Source organism: Rhodococcus sp. MT28, from assembly GCF_058792695.1.
The window spans coordinates 235,245-251,816 of sequence record NZ_JBXAFD010000008.1 but is presented as its reverse complement, the minus strand read 5'-3'; the positions used below and the strand labels follow the sequence as shown (position 1 = coordinate 251,816).

Below are 16,572 nucleotides of genomic sequence, written 5' to 3'. Positions count from 1 at the left end.
CTCAACTAGCAAAAAATGTGTCGGCAACCATTCAGACGGAAGAATGAACAATCACCGACGAAAAATACTCACACCACGCACAAACCAGCCAAACCCCAAGAGGCGGTTGATCATTCGCGGATGTGAAGTACCAAAAAATTTTGGCACTGACATTCATCGACACACTGTTGAGTTCTCAAAGAACACGCACACACCATCACTTCAACCAGGTTGAAAGCTCCGGGGCAAGGGTTACAATCTTAGCTTGTTCGCTCCAGGGAAGCAAGTTCCCGCTGAGCGTGATTGTCTCCGACTTCGTCCAACCGCGTTTCCCCGGCCTGTCGGTCGGGGTTGGTGTCCGTGTCGCTCTGACTTGGACAAAGTTACGCGAATGAAAACTGAGCGTCAAACGTGCAGGTCGCAGATGTTCGACAGGTTAAATCCGCTGGTAGCCCGCCCGGAGGCGGGCCACCAGCGGCCACAGGAGCCCCGCAAGACAACTGTGACCCCACACACGTCAGTTTGGAAGGATTCTCACGCCGGCGAAGTTGCGCTTTCCGCGCCGGACGACCAACCAGCTGCCGTGAAGCAGATCGGATGCGGTGGGCTCCCAGTCGTCGGCCGACACCTTCTGGTTGTTCACCGAAGCACCGCCCTCTTTCACGGCGCGTCGAGCGGCCCCCTTGCTCTCGCACAAGCCGCTCGTCACGAGCAGATCGATGATCGTGCGCGGCTCCCCCGGCGCCAATTCGCTGACCGATGCTTCTTTCAGCGCCGCGGCTAGCGTCGACTCGTCGAGTTCCGCCAGCTCCGCCTTGCCGAACAACGCCTGACTGGCGAGCTCGACAGCACGGGTGTTGTGTTCCCCGTGAACCAAGGTCGTCATCTCCGCGGCAAGTCGCTTCTGCGCTTCTCGCGCATGCGGCCGCTCCGCTGTTGCAGTCTCCAGCTCCGCGAGTTCGTCCGCAGTCAGGAAGGTGAACCAGCGCAGGTACTTGATCACGTCGGCGTCGCCAGTGTTCACGAAGTACTGGTACCAGGCGTACGGGCTGGTCATCTCGGGGTCGAGCCACAAACTTCCGCCACCGGTCGACTTTCCGAACTTTTTGCCATCGGCCGAGGTCACCAGCGGAACCGTCATTGCATGAACGCTCTCACCGTCGACACGACGGTTGAGTTCGACGCCGGCAATGATGTTGCCCCACTGATCGGACCCGCCGACCTGCAGAGTGCAGCCGAGGTCGCGTCGCAAGTGCAGGTAGTCGTTGGCCTGGAGCAGCATGTAGCTGAACTCGGTGTACGACATCCCGTCCGACTCGAGACGACGCTTCACGGTGTCACGCGCAAGCATGACGTTCACGGAGAAGTGTTTGCCGACATCACGCAGGAAGTCGATGGCCGACATCTTGCCGGTCCAGTTCATGTTGTTCTCGATGACCGCGCTCGTCGGCGAATCGTCGAAATCCACGAATCGTTCGAGCTGACCACGGATGCGACCTGCCCAGTCCGCGACGGTATCGGCGGAGTTCATCGTCCGTTCCCCGACGTCACGGGGGTCTCCGATCAGGCCCGTTGCACCGCCGGCAAGAACGATCGGGCGGTTGCCGGCGCGCTGAAACCGCTTGAGCGCGAGGAGCGGAACCAGGTGACCTGCGTGCAGGCTCGGTCCTGTCGGGTCGAAGCCCGCATACAACGTGACCGGTCCGGCCTCGAGATCTTTACGCAAAGCGTCGAGATCGGTTGATTGGGCGATCAGCCCGCGCCAGGTCAGTTCGTCGAGAATATTCTCAGTCACGGACTCGATCATCCCATCTTCACGAAATGACCGGCGCTCGCGGGCTTCGGCGATACGCGGACACCGCTCGCGAGTCCGGAATCCACAGGCGCCACGGAACCTCCGCCGCGGTACTGACCCCCACCCGCGGTCCGCTCACCCATTCCTTCGACTCCCCCAATTCGAGCCGAATCCGAGAGGCAGGGTTGAACACGTCTGTTCCGTTGTCCGCCAACGTGATTGCGACAGAAGCACCGAGATTACCCGGCCCTCTGGCCCATTGGTGAGATGGTCGATCCGGCGATCTCCGAGCAGACACCACATCGTGACCGGCCTCGATTTCTGCCGCTCGGAGCAGAACACCACCCGCGACACCATCCGGGCCGTACGAGATGTTCATACAAAAGTGCATTCCATAGCTGCGGTAGACGTAGAGACGCCCCGCCCGCCCGAACATCACGCTGTTCCGCGGCGTTCTCCCCCGATACGAATGTGCTGCCGGATCCGGCCATGGCCCGTCCTTCTCCCCTCCGTACGCCTCGACCTCGACGATCCTCAGCGAGATGTCGTCGACGGTCAGGGTCGAGCCGAGAATTGTCAGGCCCGCTTCCAACGGGTTCTCCACATTTTCCAAGGTCTCGATGCTCACCCTTCGATTGTGCCCACGCCGTTGACTCATCGGTCGGCCGAGTCGCATAATTCAACAAGTGATGAATTATTGAAACGAGGCGAACCGTGACCACAACGCCGGCAATAGATATCCGCGGACTACGAGTCATTCGCGGCAAGCACGAAGTTCTTCACTCGCTTGACCTGCAGGTATCAGCAGGATCGATCACCGGACTGCTCGGCCCGTCCGGCTGCGGCAAGACAACCCTGATGCGCGCGATTGTCGGAACACAGATCGTCGAAAGTGGTGAGGTCAGAGTGCTGGGCGATCTCGCCGGTTCCGTTGCTCTTCGCCACCGGGTCGGATATGTCACCCAATCCCCCAGCGTGTACGGCGACCTGACGGTCACTCGAAACGTCCAGTACTTCGGCGCTCTTTACGGCAAGTCCGACGCCGACGTCGCAGCAGCGGTCGACGCCGTCGGATTGAGCCGATACGCCGACCAGACCGCCGCCGATCTGTCTGGTGGTCAACGCGGGCGAGTCTCGCTGGCTTGCGCGTTGGTGGCGTCACCTGATGTGTTGATCCTCGACGAACCGACCGTCGGCCTCGATCCGGTGCTTCGCGTCGAATTGTGGGAACGATTCGCTGACCTTGCTCGCAGCGGAACCACCCTGTTGGTCTCCAGCCACGTCATGGATGAGGCCGACCACTGCGCTGAGCTGATCCTGATGCGAGACGGGCACCTCCTCGCTCAACTCACACCCGATGAATTGCGCGCCAAAACCAGATGTGAACGGCTCGAGGACGCCTTTCTCGAGCTGATTCGGACTTCACCCGTCGGAGGCGAAATATCATGAGCATCAGGATCTTCGGTGCTACGACCGTACGCATTCTGCTTCAGCTCCGCCAAGATCACCGCACGGTGGCCATGATCTTGTTGGTCCCGTCGTTACTGATGATTCTGCTCTATTTCCTCTACCAAGACGTCCCGACGCCACCCGGCCAGGTTTCGCTCTTCCAACGAGTGGCGATCACGATGTTGGGAATCTTGCCGTTTGTCGTCATGTTCCTGGTCACGTCCATCGCGATGCAACGCGAACGCAGTTCAGGAACCCTCGAACGCCTGCTCACCACACCGATGGGCAAACTCGACCTTCTCGCCGGATACGGGGCGGCATTTTCGCTCTCCGCCGCCGCTCAGGCAGCCCTCGCGTGCGCGGTTGCTTTCGGATTCCTGGGACTCACCATCGCCGGCAGTCTTGCCTGGGTCATCGTCATTGCAGTTCTCGGCGCAATACTGGGCGTTGCGCTAGGCCTGTTGGCCAGCGCATTCGCGAAGACTGAGTTCCAAGCGGTGCAATTCATGCCGGTAGTTGTGGTTCCACAGCTCTTCCTCTGCGGACTCCTGGTACCGCGCGACCAATTGCCGACCTGGCTCGAATGGATCAGCAACGTCCTCCCCTTGAGCTACGCCGTCGACGCACTTCAGCAAGTGTCGATTCATGCCGACGCGACGGGTCAGATGTGGCGTGATCTCGCCGTCATGGCGGGCTTCGCCGCCGCCGCGCTATCGCTGGCCGCGGCCACACTCGATCGCCGCACTCCATGACCGACGACAGCACCGCGCCGACGCCGACTCGTTCGGGGCGACGACCGGGCAAGTCGGAGACTCGCGCGCAGATTCTCGATTCGGCGCGACGGGCGTTCTCCCAGAACGGTTTTCGACGAACAACCGTTCGATCGATAGCTGCGGCCGCTGACGTCGATCCGGCTATGATTCATCACCATTTCGGGAGCAAGGAGCAGTTGTTCACCGCTGCGATCGCGCTACCGATCGATCCAGCAAAGGTACTGGGACCGGTTCACACCTCCCCGACCGAAAACCTCGGCGAAAGCCTTCTCCGGGCGGTGATCGGGCTATGGGATTCGGAACACCAGCCGGCGATTCTGGCGGCTTTTCGATCAGCCATTTCCGGCGACGGATCGCAGTTGATCCAGAGCTTTCTGCTCGATGTCGTATTGCGCGACATCATTCCGCGGGTGGACACACCACCTGGTACCGGCTTGATCAGAGCGGAATTGGTGGCATCTCAGATGGCCGGACTGCTTGTCACGCGATATGTGCTCGGACTCGAACCACTCGCATCATTGAGCGTCGACGCTTTGGTACCGCTGGTGGCTCCGAACCTCCAGCGGTACCTGACCGGTGAGTTGCCGATCTAGCCTTCAGCCCGTGCGAGCAACTTTTCGTGCTCGTCGTCCGCTACATCGCGTGCCTCGTCGATCAACAGAACGGGAATGCCGTTCTCGATCGGGTAGGCACGACGCAGGCGCGGGTTGTAGAGCAACTCGTCCCCGACCAGCAACAGCGGGCCTTTGTCCTGGGGGCAGGCCAAAATGCTGAGCAACGTCGAATCAATAGCCACGTGTGTCCTCTCGAACCGATCAAACAGAATGTCCTCAGGCTACCGTGCTCCGGTGCTCACCCTCGTCGGCATCAACTGCGCGGCAATTGCCTTGGTCAGCCGCTTGTACGACTGCGACTCGGAATCGAGGAACCAGGTCCGTGGCCCCGGCGCCGGCAATCCGGCCGCAGCCAACGCAGTGGAGCTCGGACGGTACGACGAACCCACCGGGATCTCGTCAACCACGTGCACGATATCCGGACGAGCGTCGAAAGCGATGCGCGAGAGGGCCTCTGCAAGCTCGGCAGAACGGAACTGCCGCCCCGGACGCCATGTCACGGCAGCGACCGCGAGCTGATGCGGCGCGTCACCGACTCCGTATGCGACGGCAAGATCCACCCGCGCCACACTCGACAACGCGTCGACGATCGGCTGGGTGAACACGGGACCGCGGACCGTGGAAATGACCGTGTTCTTGTGGTCGATCAGCCAGTAGTCGCCGTCGGCGTCCCGGCGGAAGAGATTTTCGGTGGGAATCCACGAATCGCCGGCTTGGAAGAGACCTCGCATGGCTCCGCCCGAGAGATCGGCGGTGAATCCCGCGCGCCCGAGCAGCAATCCGACCTCGTCTTCGGCGCACTCACGGACAAATCCGTTTCCGTTCTCGAGGAGCCGACCACTCAGCGGGTCGTATGCCGCCAACCGCACCTGCGCGCTACCCGGCAGTGGGCGCCCCTTGGAACCAACTTTGGAGCCTGCAACATTGGCAAGAATCACGTCGCCTTCGGTCGACGCATAGAACTCGAGTACCTGCGCGGGGTCGAACGCCTCCGTTGTCCGCTTCCACAGACCATGGGGCATGCCCGAACCGATGAACAGGCGGACCGGATGACTACCGTCGATGAGAAGAAGATCCTCGTCGAGTATCTCGCGCATCATCGACCACGTGTAACTCACGACCGTCACGCCGTAGCGGTGGATTTCCTCGACGAACCTCGCGGGGTTCAGTCCACGTGAGAGCGCAATGCGTGAGCCACCGGCCATGGCACCACCGATGGTCGCGAGCAGACTCGACGAATGATGGAGTGGTGCAAGGCAGTACACGGTGTCACCGCGATCGAGATCTGCCGCCGTGGCCGTGCCGAAGGCCGACAGTGCCCACCGGTAGTTGGTGATCTGCTTGGCTTCGAGCACACCGCCGGATTCCGCAAAGATGATGAAGGCGAGTTCGCGGGCGACACCGGGATCCGGTCGGTACCACCCGGGCAGATTGACCTTCGTCGGATCGATTTGTTCGAGATCGATCACGTCGTGTGACGGATCCACCTCGAGGCCACGGGCATCGCCGCCGCCGAGCACCAGTACCGGCCGACCGGTAACCACTGCAGCATCGACGTTTTCCGGATCGGTGATGATCCGATCGACCGACCCCAGCTTGACCGCCGCCGTGATGTCGGAGCCTGGCGGAAGCATGACCGCGACGGCACCAAGTCGCGACAGGGCCGCGATGGCCGCGAGTGCGCTGGGGCGGGTCTCCATCAGGACACCGACATGCGCTGCCGGACGCACTCCCACGGAGATCAATCCACGCACGACATTGTCGATACGCGCGTTGACCGCTTCATAGGTGTGCACGCGATTGTCGAAGAGGAAGCACTCGCCGTTCGGCGCCTTTCGACGCTGCTCCGCCAGCAACTGGCTCAGCGAGATTTTGGTGTGCGGCTGAATCTGGTTGAGTCGAGCCAGACGTGGCAACGCTCGTGCCGCTTCTCCCGACAATTCGAAAGTGCCGCGCAACGCACCGGCGGCAAGGTCACTGATTCCCTTGGTGACTCCTGCACCTACTTCAGCGACCGAGGCGACGGTGTGGATGATCCGATTGCTGATCGACACACCGGTCTGGTCTTCGAGGTCGGCGCCGTAGACCATGTTCGCGATACGGTCCGGGAGGGGTCCACCCGTCTCGGTCCACTGTACGAATTCACCGGTGGTCGGCCAGGTGTGATTGGCCGCGGTGGAACCGACAACCAAACCGAAATGGCCTGCACGCAAGGTAGATTCGTAGACCTTCGCCCGCGGAGCGGCTTGACTGATGCCTCGAACCGCTTGCGGCTGGCCGATGTCGTCGACCTCACCGACGAATGCCAGGATGGGGCAGGTGATCTCGGCGAGCGAGACCAATTGATCCTTGATGACGAACCCACCTGTCATCATTCGGTTGTGCACGATGAACTGCTTGAGCAGTTCGGCTACCGCGGGCCCCGACCACGCGACCCAACCCTCGGTCGCGAGGAAGCGGCGTTGCTGCTCCCGCGGAAGCAACGCCTCACGGTCGTGCAGTTGAAGCAGAAAGTCGACGCGCATCTTCAGCGTCTTCACGGGATCGAGCAACTGGAACCCGGTACGGGCCATCCACCCGGTGACCGCCAGGCGATTGAAGACGTGATCGGCGAGGAAATCTGCACCCTTGGTTGCCAATCCCGCCGGGATGCCGAAGGGTAGCGCGGCGAGTGTGTCGACCGGACTGCCGAAGGTGATGACGCTGGCGATGTTTCGACTACGCCGATACGCGGCAGCCTGATAGGCGAACATGCCACCCTGCGAATAACCGGAGATGTGAACATCTTTTCCGGTGTGACGGTGGATGTGATCGACGATGTCGCTGAGAGCGATGATGTGATCGGCGAGGTTACGATCCCAACCGCCCTCTTCGGAGTCGGGCGAACCGAAATCGACGACCCAGGGATCAAGGCCCATCTCGTGCAGAATTCCCACAGCGCCCTGGTCACGGGTCACGTCGTACACGTTCGCCGACATCATCATCGGCGGGATCAGCAAGATCGGTGCGCCGACGGTTTCCGGGTCACTGTCCGGGAAGTAGCGCCGTAGCCGATACATCGCTGCGCGTTCGACGATCTCGAACGGCGACGTGGTCGCATCCGTTTCCAGCCCACCCAACCGGACGACCTCGAGGCCGTTTTGTGCTGTCGCAACCACCCGACGAATCGGGCCCAGCACAGACTTGGAATTCAATCCCACCATTTCACTCCCAAGTTACTCACCATGTGACGTCAGTCTCATTTTTCCCGCGCGCGACAAGCCTACTGACGGCGAATACGCGTACGCGGTCAGGGAGCAAATTCTGCTACCTGACCGCGTACGACCGAAGGACTACTGCCGAAAAGAGAGCGACAACACTCGTGACCGCGAGGTCACAGGGTCCATTCCCGCAGTGACTGCGCCACTGCTTTGACTCCGTCCAGCTGCTCGGCAACCCGCACCCCCGCAGTGCCGCCTCGCGCGTTGCGCGAAGCAATGGAACCCTCGACTGTCAGCACCTCACGAACAGCGGGTGTCAGCGCGCTGTCGACGCCGGCCAGTTCCTCGTCCGTGAGATCTTCGAGTCCGACGCCTCGCGCTTCGGCGACACGCACACACGCTCCAGCAGCCTCGTGTGCAACCCGGAACGGCACGCCCTGGCGCACCATCCACTCCGCGATGTCGGTGGCCAACGTGAACCCTGCCGGAGCAAGTTCCGCCATGCGTTCGGTGTGGAACTCGAGAGTCTGCACCAGGCCGGTGATGGCCGGGAGCAACATCTCCAGCTGCGCAACCGAGTCGAAGACCGGTTCCTTGTCCTCTTGCAGATCGCGGTTGTACGCCAGCGGCTGAGCCTTGAGCGTCGCCAGCAGGCCGGTGAGGTTACCGATCAAACGACCAGACTTACCGCGCGTGAGTTCCGAGACATCCGGATTCTTCTTCTGCGGCATGATCGACGAACCTGTCGACCACGCGTCGGCAAGCGTGATGTAGCCGAACTCCGGTGTGCTCCAGATGATGATCTCTTCCGCCATACGGGAGAGATCGACACCGATCATTGCGAGCACGAACGCTGCCTCGGCTGCGAAATCACGCGAAGCCGTTGCGTCGATCGAGTTCTCGGCCGAGCTGTCGAACTTCAGTTCCGCCGCAATCGCTTCGGGATCGAGTCCGAGTGAGGAACCGGCCAGTGCACCGGAACCGTACGGGGACACCGCAGCTCGCACGTCGAAGTCGCGAAGGCGCTGCACGTCCCGCAACAGTGGATGTGCGTGAGCGAGCAGGTGATGCGCCAACAGGACCGGCTGAGCCGCCTGCAGGTGCGTCTTGCCCGGCATCACGGCATCCGGATGCGCCCCGGCCTGAGTCGCCAATGCGTCGACCACGTCGAGAACTCCGGTGGAGATGCGGCGGACCGCATCCCGAAGCCACATGCGGAACAGCGTGGCCACCTGGTCGTTACGTGAACGACCGGCACGCAGGCGTCCACCGACCTCAGGCCCGACGCGCTCGATCAGACCACGCTCGAGTGCGCCGTGTACGTCCTCGTCCGAATCACTGGGTCCGAAGGCGCCACTGGCGACATCTGCCGCCAGACGGTCGAGACCGTCGAGCATCGTCGCGAGGTCGGCTTCGCTGAGCAGACCGGCCTTGTTCAGCACACGCGCATGCGCCTGCGACGCCCGCACGTCGTACGGAGCGAGGACCCAGTCGAAGTGAGTCGACTTGCTCAGCGCCGCCATGGCAGCGGCCGGTCCGGACTCGAACCGCCCGCCCCACAGCGCACCTTCGTTGGTGCCGTGTTTTTGGGCGTCTCCGTCACCGCGAGCCGTCATGGCTCAGAGTCCCAGATCGCGCTTCGCGGCGACCTTCGACGACAGACCGTGGATCTCGACGAAGCCCTTCGATGCGGACTGGTCGAAGCTGTCGCCCTCGTCGTACGTCGCGAGGTTGAAGTCGTAGAGCGACTCCGGGCTGCGACGACCGTTGACGGTGATGGCTCCACCGTGCAGGAAGAGACGGATGTCGCCGGTAACGCGTTCCTGCGTCTTGTTGACGAACGTGTCCAGCGCGTCCTTGAGGGGCGAGAACCAGAGGCCGTCGTAGACCAGCTCGGACCAACGCTGCTCCATCTGACGCTTGTAGCGACCGAGTTCGCGTTCGAGGGTGACGTGCTCGAGTTCCTGGTGTGCGGTGATGAGAACCATGGCGCCGGGAGCTTCGTAGATCTCACGGCTCTTGATGCCCACGAGACGGTCCTCGACGACGTCGAGACGGCCGACGCCCTGAGCGCCTGCGCGCTTGTTCAGTTCCTGAATGGCTTCGAGAACCGACACCGGGCGGCCGTCGATGGCGACCGGGCGGCCCTTGTCGAAGCTGATGATGAGCTCGTCGGGTGCGTTCCAGTTGACCGTCGGGTCCTGGGTGTAGTCGTAGACGTCCTTCGTCGGCGCGTTCCACAGATCCTCGAGGAATCCGGTCTCGACGGCGCGGCCCCAGACGTTCTGGTCGATCGAGAACGGCGACTTCTTGGAGACGTTGATCGGGATGTTGTTCTCTTCGGCGAAGGCGATGGCCTTCTCGCGGGTCCAGGCGTAGTCGCGGACCGGTGCGATGACCTGCAGGTCGGGTGCGAGGGCGCCGAATCCGACCTCGAAGCGAACCTGGTCGTTGCCCTTACCGGTGCAACCGTGCGAGACGATGGTGCCGCCGTGCGAGCGTGCAGCTTCGACGATGTGCTTGACGATCAGCGGACGGCTGATGGCCGAGACGAGCGGGTAGCGGTCCATGTACAGGGCGTTGGCCGCGATGGTCGGCAGGCAGTATTCGTCCGCGAACTCGTCGCGGGCGTCGACGACAACGGATTCGACTGCGCCGCAGTCGATCGCGCGCTGACGCACGACCTCCATGTCCTCGCCACCCTGCCCCAGATCGATGGCGACGGCGACAACTTCAGCGCCCGTCTCCTTACCGATCCAACTGATGGCAACAGAAGTGTCCAGCCCGCCCGAGTAGGCGAGTACGACGCGATCGGCCATGGTTTTTGTGCTCCTTCGGTTGAAAATCTCTATCAAAGAATAAGGGGTCAGGCGAGCGATTCGATCATGGCCGCGAGTTCCGCTCCGGAAAGCGGTTCCCGGGCCACTACGAAGATGGTGTCATCTCCGGCGATCGTGCCCACGATGTCCGGCATCGAGGACCGATCCAGTGCGCTCGCGAGGTAGTGCGCGGCTCCCGGCGGTGTCCGGAGGATCGCCATGTTGCCGCTGAAATCGGTGGAGACCAACAACTCACCCAACAGCCGTGAGAGGCGGTCGGTGCCGCCGGCCACACCGCGTACCGGGTTCCCGTCCTCCGGCACCACGTAAACACCGGCGCCGCCGTCGGCGGCACGCAGTTTCACCGCTCCCAGCTCTTCGAGGTCACGCGAGAGCGTCGCCTGCGTTGCTTCGATGCCCTCGGCACCGAGCAAGGCCGCCAGCTCCGTCTGACTTCGGACAGGGTGAGCCGCCAGAAGCGCGATGATGCGCGACTGGCGACCAGCCCGAGTGGGAGCGACGCTCACGCCGGGTCCAGTTGGGTTCGCTGTTCCAGCAGCCACACGAGCAATGCCTTCTGGGCGTGCAGACGGTTCTCCGCCTCGTCCCAGACAACACTCTGCGGCCCGTCGAGAACCTCGTCGGTGACTTCTTCGCCGCGATGCGCGGGCAGGCAGTGCAGGACGACGGCCTTCGGATCTGCCTTTGCGAGCAGCTCCTTGTTGATCTGGAACGGACGGAAAGGTCCGACCCGATCGAGTCCGTCGTTCTCCTGACCCATCGAGGTCCAGGTATCGGTGACCAACGCGTCGGCACCGACGACGCCGGCCTGTGGGTCCTGCGTCAGGGTGATGGTCGCGCCGGTTTCCTCGGCGCGTTTGCGTGCTGCTGCCACGACCCAGTCCGCCGGTTCGAAGCCGGCGGGGCTTGCGATGGTGACGTCGATGCCTGCGGTCACTCCGCCGAGCATCAGCGAGTGAGCCATGTTGTTGGCGCCGTCGCCCAGGTAGGTCAGCTTCAGCCCCTTGAGCTCACCCTTCTGTTCGATCAGCGTTTGCAGATCGGCCAGAACCTGACAGGGATGAAATTCGTCGGACAATGCATTGACGATGGGAATCGTTGCGCCCGTAGCCATTTGCTCCAGGCGCTTCTGGCCGAACGTGCGCCACACGACGGCGTCGACGTAGCGGGAGAGAACGCGTCCGGTGTCCGCCAAGGTCTCTTCACGACCGAGTTGAGTGCTGCGCCCGTCGACGACGACAGCGTGACCGCCCATCTGTGCGATGCCCATCTCGAACGAGAAACGTGTACGCGTCGAGTTCTTCTCGAAGATGACACCGACTCCGCGGGGACCCTCGAGCGGACGCCGAGCGAACGGGTCCTTCTTGAGAATCGCAGCGAGTTCCAGAACTTCGGCCTGCTGCGCAGGAGTCAGATCGTCGTCCCTGAGAAAGTGTTTCACCACGGTAGTCACTTCTCCCCCGGCTGGTCAGCCGATAGTGCACTGTCGAAGATGGCAGGTAGTGCTGCCACGAAGGTTTCGGCCTGCTCGTCCGTGAGGATGAGCGGCGGCGCCAACCGGATCACTCCGGGTTGCGCTGCATTCACAAGGTACCCGGCTTCGCGCGCTGCGTTTTCCACCGCCGGCGCGACGTCCTCGGTCAGCACGACACCCAGCAACAGTCCTGATCCCCGTACGTAGTCGACCAACGGATGGCCCAGATCTTCGATGCCCGCCGAGATCGACTTACCCAAGCTGTCGGCGCGTGAGATCAGGTCTTCCGCTGCAATGGTTTTCAGCACGGCAAGTGCCGCCGCAGCACACACCGGATTGCCACCGAACGTCGTACCGTGCTTACCCGGTCCGAACAACTCGGCCGTTGCCCCGGTCGCGATGCAGGCGCCGATCGGCATTCCGCCACCGAGTCCCTTCGCAAGAGTGATGACGTCCGGAACGATGCCGACTGCCTGATGGGCGTAGAACCAGCCGGTCCGGCCGATGCCGGTCTGCACTTCGTCGAGCACGAGAAGTGCACCGCGCTCGGCGGTGATCCGCCGAGCCTCGACGAGGTATCCCTCGGGTGGCACCACGACGCCGCCCTCACCCATGATCGGTTCGAGGAACACAGCGGCGGTGTCGGAATCGACGGCCTGCTCGAGTGCCTCGACGTCGCCGTACGGCACGAACTCGACACCGGCGGGCATCGGTTCGAACGGCGCCCGCTTGGCCGGCTGACCCGTCAGAGCGAGTGCCCCCATCGTGCGACCGTGGAAGGAGCCTTCGGCTGCGATGATCTTCTTCCGGCCGGTGGCGCGAGCGAGCTTGAAGGCAGCCTCGTTCGCCTCGGTACCGGAGTTGCAGAAGAACGCGCGCCCGGTGACGTTGCCGAGATGAGCGAGCAACTGCTCCGCCAACTCGACGACCGGCTCGCTGGCGTACAGGTTGGAAACATGGCCGAGTGTCGACAACTGAGTAGTGACGGCTTCGACGACGGCCGGATGTCCGTGTCCGAGGATGTTGACCGCGATTCCTGCCAGGAAGTCGACGTACTGCTTGCCGTCGGCGTCGGTGAGTACGGCGCCGTCACCGCGGACGAGAGCAACCCGGGGTACGCCGTAATTGTTCATCAGCGAAGCGGACCACCGCTGCTGCAGATCGATCGTGCTCATGAGATAGCTCCCTGCTGGGGACCGGCGACCGAGGAACCCGGCACGACCATCGTGCCGATTCCTTCACCGGTGAAAAGTTCGAGTAGGACTGAATGTTCGAGCCGACCGTCGATCACGTGCGCCGACGGCACACCTCCGCGCACCGCGCGAAGGCAGGCCTCCATCTTGGGCACCATGCCGGCGTCGAGACTCGGCAACAACTGGGCCAGGGCGTCGGTGTCGATTTCGGTGGCCAGTGAGGCTCGGTCCGGCCAATCGGTGTACAGGCCCTCGACGTCGGTGAGGACAACGAGCTTCTCGGCACCGATCGCCTCGGCCAGTGCTGCAGCAGCGGTATCGGCGTTGATGTTGTGGACGACACCGTCGGCGTCGGGTGCGATGGTCGAGACGACCGGAATACGTCCTGCCGCAATGAGATCGAGTACCGCGTCTGGGTTCACGGTGGTGACGTCCCCGACCAGCCCGATGTCGGTCTGCTCCCCCTCGACCGCAACAGTGCGTCGAGTAGCGGTGAACAGGTGCGCATCTTCACCGGAGATACCGACCGCGTAAGGACCGTGCGCGTTGATCAAGCCGACGAGTTCACGGCCGACCTGACCGAAAAGCACCATCCGCACGACGTCCATCACCTCGGGCGTCGTGACCCGGAAACCACCGCGGAACTCACCCTTCATGCCAAGGCGTGCCAGCATCGCGTTGATCTGCGGGCCACCGCCGTGCACGACGACGGGATGGATGCCGACAGTCCTCAGGAACGCCATGTCGGCGGCAAATGCCGTTTTGAGCGTCTCGTCGATCATGGCGTTTCCGCCGTACTTGACCACGACCACCTTGTCGCGGAATCGCTGCAGCCACGGCAGCGCGTCGGCAAGGACATGCGCTTTCTGATGCTCGCTGATCACGGGATACGTCTCGGTCATGACGAATACGCCGAGTTCTCTTCGACGTAAGCATGCGAGAGGTCCGTGGTGCGAATGCTCACGGACTCGTTGCCGATTCCCAGATCGATGTCGAGTTCGATGTCGATCCCACTCAGGTCCACCTCACGCGCCCCCGGAGCACCGACGCCGTCGATGCAGACGGGACTCCCGTTGAAGGACACACTGATTCGATCGGGATCGAGCTCGATGGGAGCGATACCCACTGCGGCGAGAACGCGACCCCAATTGGGATCGGAACCGAAAAGCGCTGTCTTGACCAGGCTGTCGCGGGCGATGGTCCGGGCGCCGATCAACGCATCGGACTCGGACGCCGCGCCGCGAACCGTCACCTTGACCCGCTTGGTGACACCCTCGGCGTCTGCCATCAACTGATCCGCGAGATCATCACACACGGCCAGCACTGCGGCGTTCAGTTCGTCCTGCGTCGGCGTGACACCGCTGGCGCCGGAGGCCAACAGGAGCACTGTGTCGTTGGTGGACGTGGCGCCGTCGACGTCGAGGCGATCGAAGCTCAGGTGGGTGGCGGCGCGCAGAGCGGTATCGAGCTGATCCGCCGTTGCGACAGCATCGGTCGTGACGACGCACAGCATGGTGGCCAGCGCAGGCGCGAGCATGCCTGCGCCCTTGGCCATTCCGCCGACGTTCCATTTGTTCGCGTGGTGCAGCGACGCCTGCTTCGGCACGGTATCGGTGGTCATGATCGCGTATGCCGCGTCGGTGCCGCCGGAGATTCCGCCGGCCAGTTCGTGCACCACCTCGGTGACACCGGGGATCAGCTTGTCCATGGGCAAGCGGTCACCGATAAGTCCGGTCGAACAGACAGCGACCTCGATCGCGCCCGTCTCGGTGCCCCAATTACTCAGTGCCGAAGCAACTTCCTCGGCAGTCTTGTGTGCATCCTGGAATCCACCCGCGCCCGTGCAGGCGTTCGCGCCGCCCGAGTTGAGCACCACCGCGCGCAGCTTGCCCGTCGTCAGGACCTGCTGAGACCAGAGCACCGGAGCTGCCTTGACCTTGTTCAGGGTGAAGACGCCGGCAGCGGCCAGATCGGGTCCCTCGTTGAGCACCAATGCGAGGTCCGACTTGCCACTCTTCTTGATACCGGCAGCAATTCCGGCACCGCGGAATCCGGCAGGTGCGGTGACGCCCTGCGTGCGGAGCAGACGTCCCCCGGCGACGTGAACCACGTCTGCAACGGTCGCGTCAGGCTCGATTGCGTTGTCGATCTGCTGCGGATTGTCGGTGCTCACGGAGCTACTCCCACGGTAGAGAGACCTGCGGTCTCGGGTAGGCCAAGGGCGAGATTCATCGATTGCACCGCGCCACCGGCGGTGCCCTTGGTGAGATTGTCGATTGCCGAGATGACAACGAGCTGACCGGCGTCGGCGTCGACGGTGACCCCGATCTGCACGGCGTTGGATCCGATCACAGCGCCGGTCTGCGGGAAGATGCCGGCAGGCAGCACATGAATGAACGGCTCGTCGTTGTATGCCTTTTCGTAGATTTCGCGTGCCTGCTCTTCGGTGGCCGTGGTGGCTGCCGTGCAGGTCGCGAGGATGCCGCGCGGCATGGGCGCGAGCACCGGAGTGAAGGAGACACTGATGTCCTTGCCGCCTGCGGCCGAGAGATTCTGAATGATCTCAGGGGTGTGGCGATGGACGCCGCCGACGCCGTACGCACGGACGGAGCCCATGACCTCGGAACCCAGCAGATCAGCCTTCGGTGCCCGGCCGGCGCCCGAAGTGCCACTGACCGCAACCACGTTCACGTGTGAGTCCACGATCCCCGCGGCAACGGCGGGGGCCAGCGCGAGGCTCGCAGCCGTCGGGTAGCAGCCCGGAACGGCAATGCGGGTTGCGCCTACCAATTTCTCACGGGCACCGGGCAATTCAGGAAGACCGTATGGCCAGGTACCGGCATGAGTGCTCTTGTAGTACTTCTCCCAGGCTGCGGAATCCTGCAGCCGGAAGTCCGCGCCGCAGTCGATGATGACCGTCGATTCGGGTAGCAACTTGGCGTACTGAGCCGAATTTCCGTGCGGGAGACCGAGGAAGACGACGTCGTGACCCGAGAGGATTTCGACAGTGGTCTCTTCGAGTACCCGCGAAGAGAGTGGGAGCAAGTGCGGATGATGCTCACCGAGCGTCGAACCGGCGTTGCCACCGGCGGTCAGCGAACCGATAACCAGGCTGCCGTCGGCGTAGGACGGGTGCCCGAGGAGCAGACGCAGAACCTCACCACCGGCGTACCCACTGGCGCCGGCAACGGCGACTCTGATCGGCTTGCGTGCGTTCTCGGTCGTACCACCTTCAGTCATGTCACACAGTATGCA

Annotated in this window: 15 protein-coding genes; 3 read left to right on the top strand and 12 right to left on the bottom strand. The window is 62.9% G+C overall.

Annotated features, from left to right (window positions below; translation table 11 throughout):
- Positions 1–496: 496 nt before the first annotated feature.
- Together tyrS and AC1Q6C_RS27100 are read right to left on the bottom strand one after the other, a co-directional pair.
- On the bottom strand, positions 497–1,774 hold the full coding sequence (gene tyrS / locus AC1Q6C_RS27105; RefSeq protein ID WP_007736194.1) for a tyrosine--tRNA ligase: 1,278 nt from the start codon (positions 1,772–1,774) through the stop codon (positions 497–499).
- Positions 1,775–1,793: 19 nt separating this feature from the next.
- Positions 1,794–2,402 (bottom strand): DNA-3-methyladenine glycosylase, encoded by a 609-nt coding sequence (locus AC1Q6C_RS27100; protein ID WP_003944023.1) that lies wholly within the window; start codon positions 2,400–2,402, stop codon positions 1,794–1,796.
- A gap of 86 nt (positions 2,403–2,488) precedes the next feature.
- Here AC1Q6C_RS27100 and AC1Q6C_RS27095 point away from each other — a divergent pair, with 86 nt between their 5' ends.
- From AC1Q6C_RS27095 to AC1Q6C_RS27085, 3 genes are read left to right on the top strand one after another with little or no spacing between them, the layout of a single operon-like run.
- Positions 2,489–3,223 carry an ABC transporter ATP-binding protein gene (locus tag AC1Q6C_RS27095; protein WP_192712932.1) on the top strand — a complete coding sequence of 245 codons (735 nt, stop codon included), beginning with the start codon at positions 2,489–2,491 and terminating at the stop codon, positions 3,221–3,223.
- Positions 3,220–3,975 carry an ABC transporter permease gene (locus AC1Q6C_RS27090; RefSeq protein ID WP_042450499.1) on the top strand — a complete coding sequence of 252 codons (756 nt, stop codon included), beginning with the start codon at positions 3,220–3,222 and terminating at the stop codon, positions 3,973–3,975. The genes AC1Q6C_RS27095 and AC1Q6C_RS27090 overlap by 4 nt, the downstream gene beginning before the upstream one ends.
- Positions 3,972–4,589, top strand: a complete 618-nt coding sequence (locus AC1Q6C_RS27085; RefSeq protein ID WP_042450497.1) for a TetR/AcrR family transcriptional regulator — start codon at positions 3,972–3,974, stop codon at positions 4,587–4,589. Before AC1Q6C_RS27090 ends, AC1Q6C_RS27085 begins: the two co-directional genes overlap by 4 nt.
- Here the strand turns inward: AC1Q6C_RS27085 and AC1Q6C_RS27080 are convergent.
- From AC1Q6C_RS27080 to argC, 10 genes are all read right to left on the bottom strand, one after another.
- Entirely contained in the window at positions 4,586–4,792 is a 207-nt protein-coding gene (locus AC1Q6C_RS27080; protein ID WP_003944045.1) for a Trm112 family protein, read from the bottom strand. The genes AC1Q6C_RS27085 and AC1Q6C_RS27080 overlap by 4 nt on opposite strands.
- Positions 4,793–4,831: 39 nt before the next feature.
- Positions 4,832–7,813 (bottom strand): acyl-CoA synthetase, encoded by a 2,982-nt coding sequence (locus AC1Q6C_RS27075; protein ID WP_007736206.1) that lies wholly within the window; start codon positions 7,811–7,813, stop codon positions 4,832–4,834.
- Between the two features lie 170 nt (positions 7,814–7,983).
- Positions 7,984–9,426 carry an argininosuccinate lyase gene (argH, locus tag AC1Q6C_RS27070; RefSeq protein WP_042450495.1) on the bottom strand — a complete coding sequence of 481 codons (1,443 nt, stop codon included), beginning with the start codon at positions 9,424–9,426 and terminating at the stop codon, positions 7,984–7,986.
- 3 nt (positions 9,427–9,429) lie between these two features.
- Positions 9,430–10,629: an argininosuccinate synthase gene (locus AC1Q6C_RS27065; RefSeq protein WP_007736221.1), complete on the bottom strand. Its 1,200-nt coding sequence runs from the start codon at positions 10,627–10,629 to the stop codon at positions 9,430–9,432.
- A 47-nt stretch (positions 10,630–10,676) separates the two neighbouring features.
- Complete coding sequence (locus AC1Q6C_RS27060) at positions 10,677–11,156, bottom strand: arginine repressor (RefSeq protein WP_007736224.1); 480 nt, start codon at positions 11,154–11,156, stop codon at positions 10,677–10,679.
- A complete protein-coding gene (argF, locus tag AC1Q6C_RS27055; protein WP_021334039.1) occupies positions 11,153–12,103 on the bottom strand; it encodes an ornithine carbamoyltransferase in 951 nt (316 codons plus the stop codon). Before argF ends, AC1Q6C_RS27060 begins: the two co-directional genes overlap by 4 nt.
- Positions 12,100–13,299, bottom strand: a complete 1,200-nt coding sequence (locus tag AC1Q6C_RS27050; protein ID WP_007736227.1) for an acetylornithine transaminase — start codon at positions 13,297–13,299, stop codon at positions 12,100–12,102. Before AC1Q6C_RS27050 ends, argF begins: the two co-directional genes overlap by 4 nt.
- On the bottom strand, positions 13,296–14,219 hold the full coding sequence (gene argB / locus AC1Q6C_RS27045) for an acetylglutamate kinase (RefSeq protein WP_007736229.1): 924 nt from the start codon (positions 14,217–14,219) through the stop codon (positions 13,296–13,298). The genes AC1Q6C_RS27050 and argB overlap by 4 nt, the downstream gene beginning before the upstream one ends.
- Positions 14,216–15,454, bottom strand: a complete 1,239-nt coding sequence (argJ, locus tag AC1Q6C_RS27040; protein ID WP_050656537.1) for a bifunctional glutamate N-acetyltransferase/amino-acid acetyltransferase ArgJ — start codon at positions 15,452–15,454, stop codon at positions 14,216–14,218. Before argJ ends, argB begins: the two co-directional genes overlap by 4 nt.
- A gap of 32 nt (positions 15,455–15,486) precedes the next feature.
- Entirely contained in the window at positions 15,487–16,557 is a 1,071-nt protein-coding gene (gene argC / locus AC1Q6C_RS27035) for an N-acetyl-gamma-glutamyl-phosphate reductase (RefSeq protein WP_007736240.1), read from the bottom strand.
- Positions 16,558–16,572: the final 15 nt, after the last annotated feature.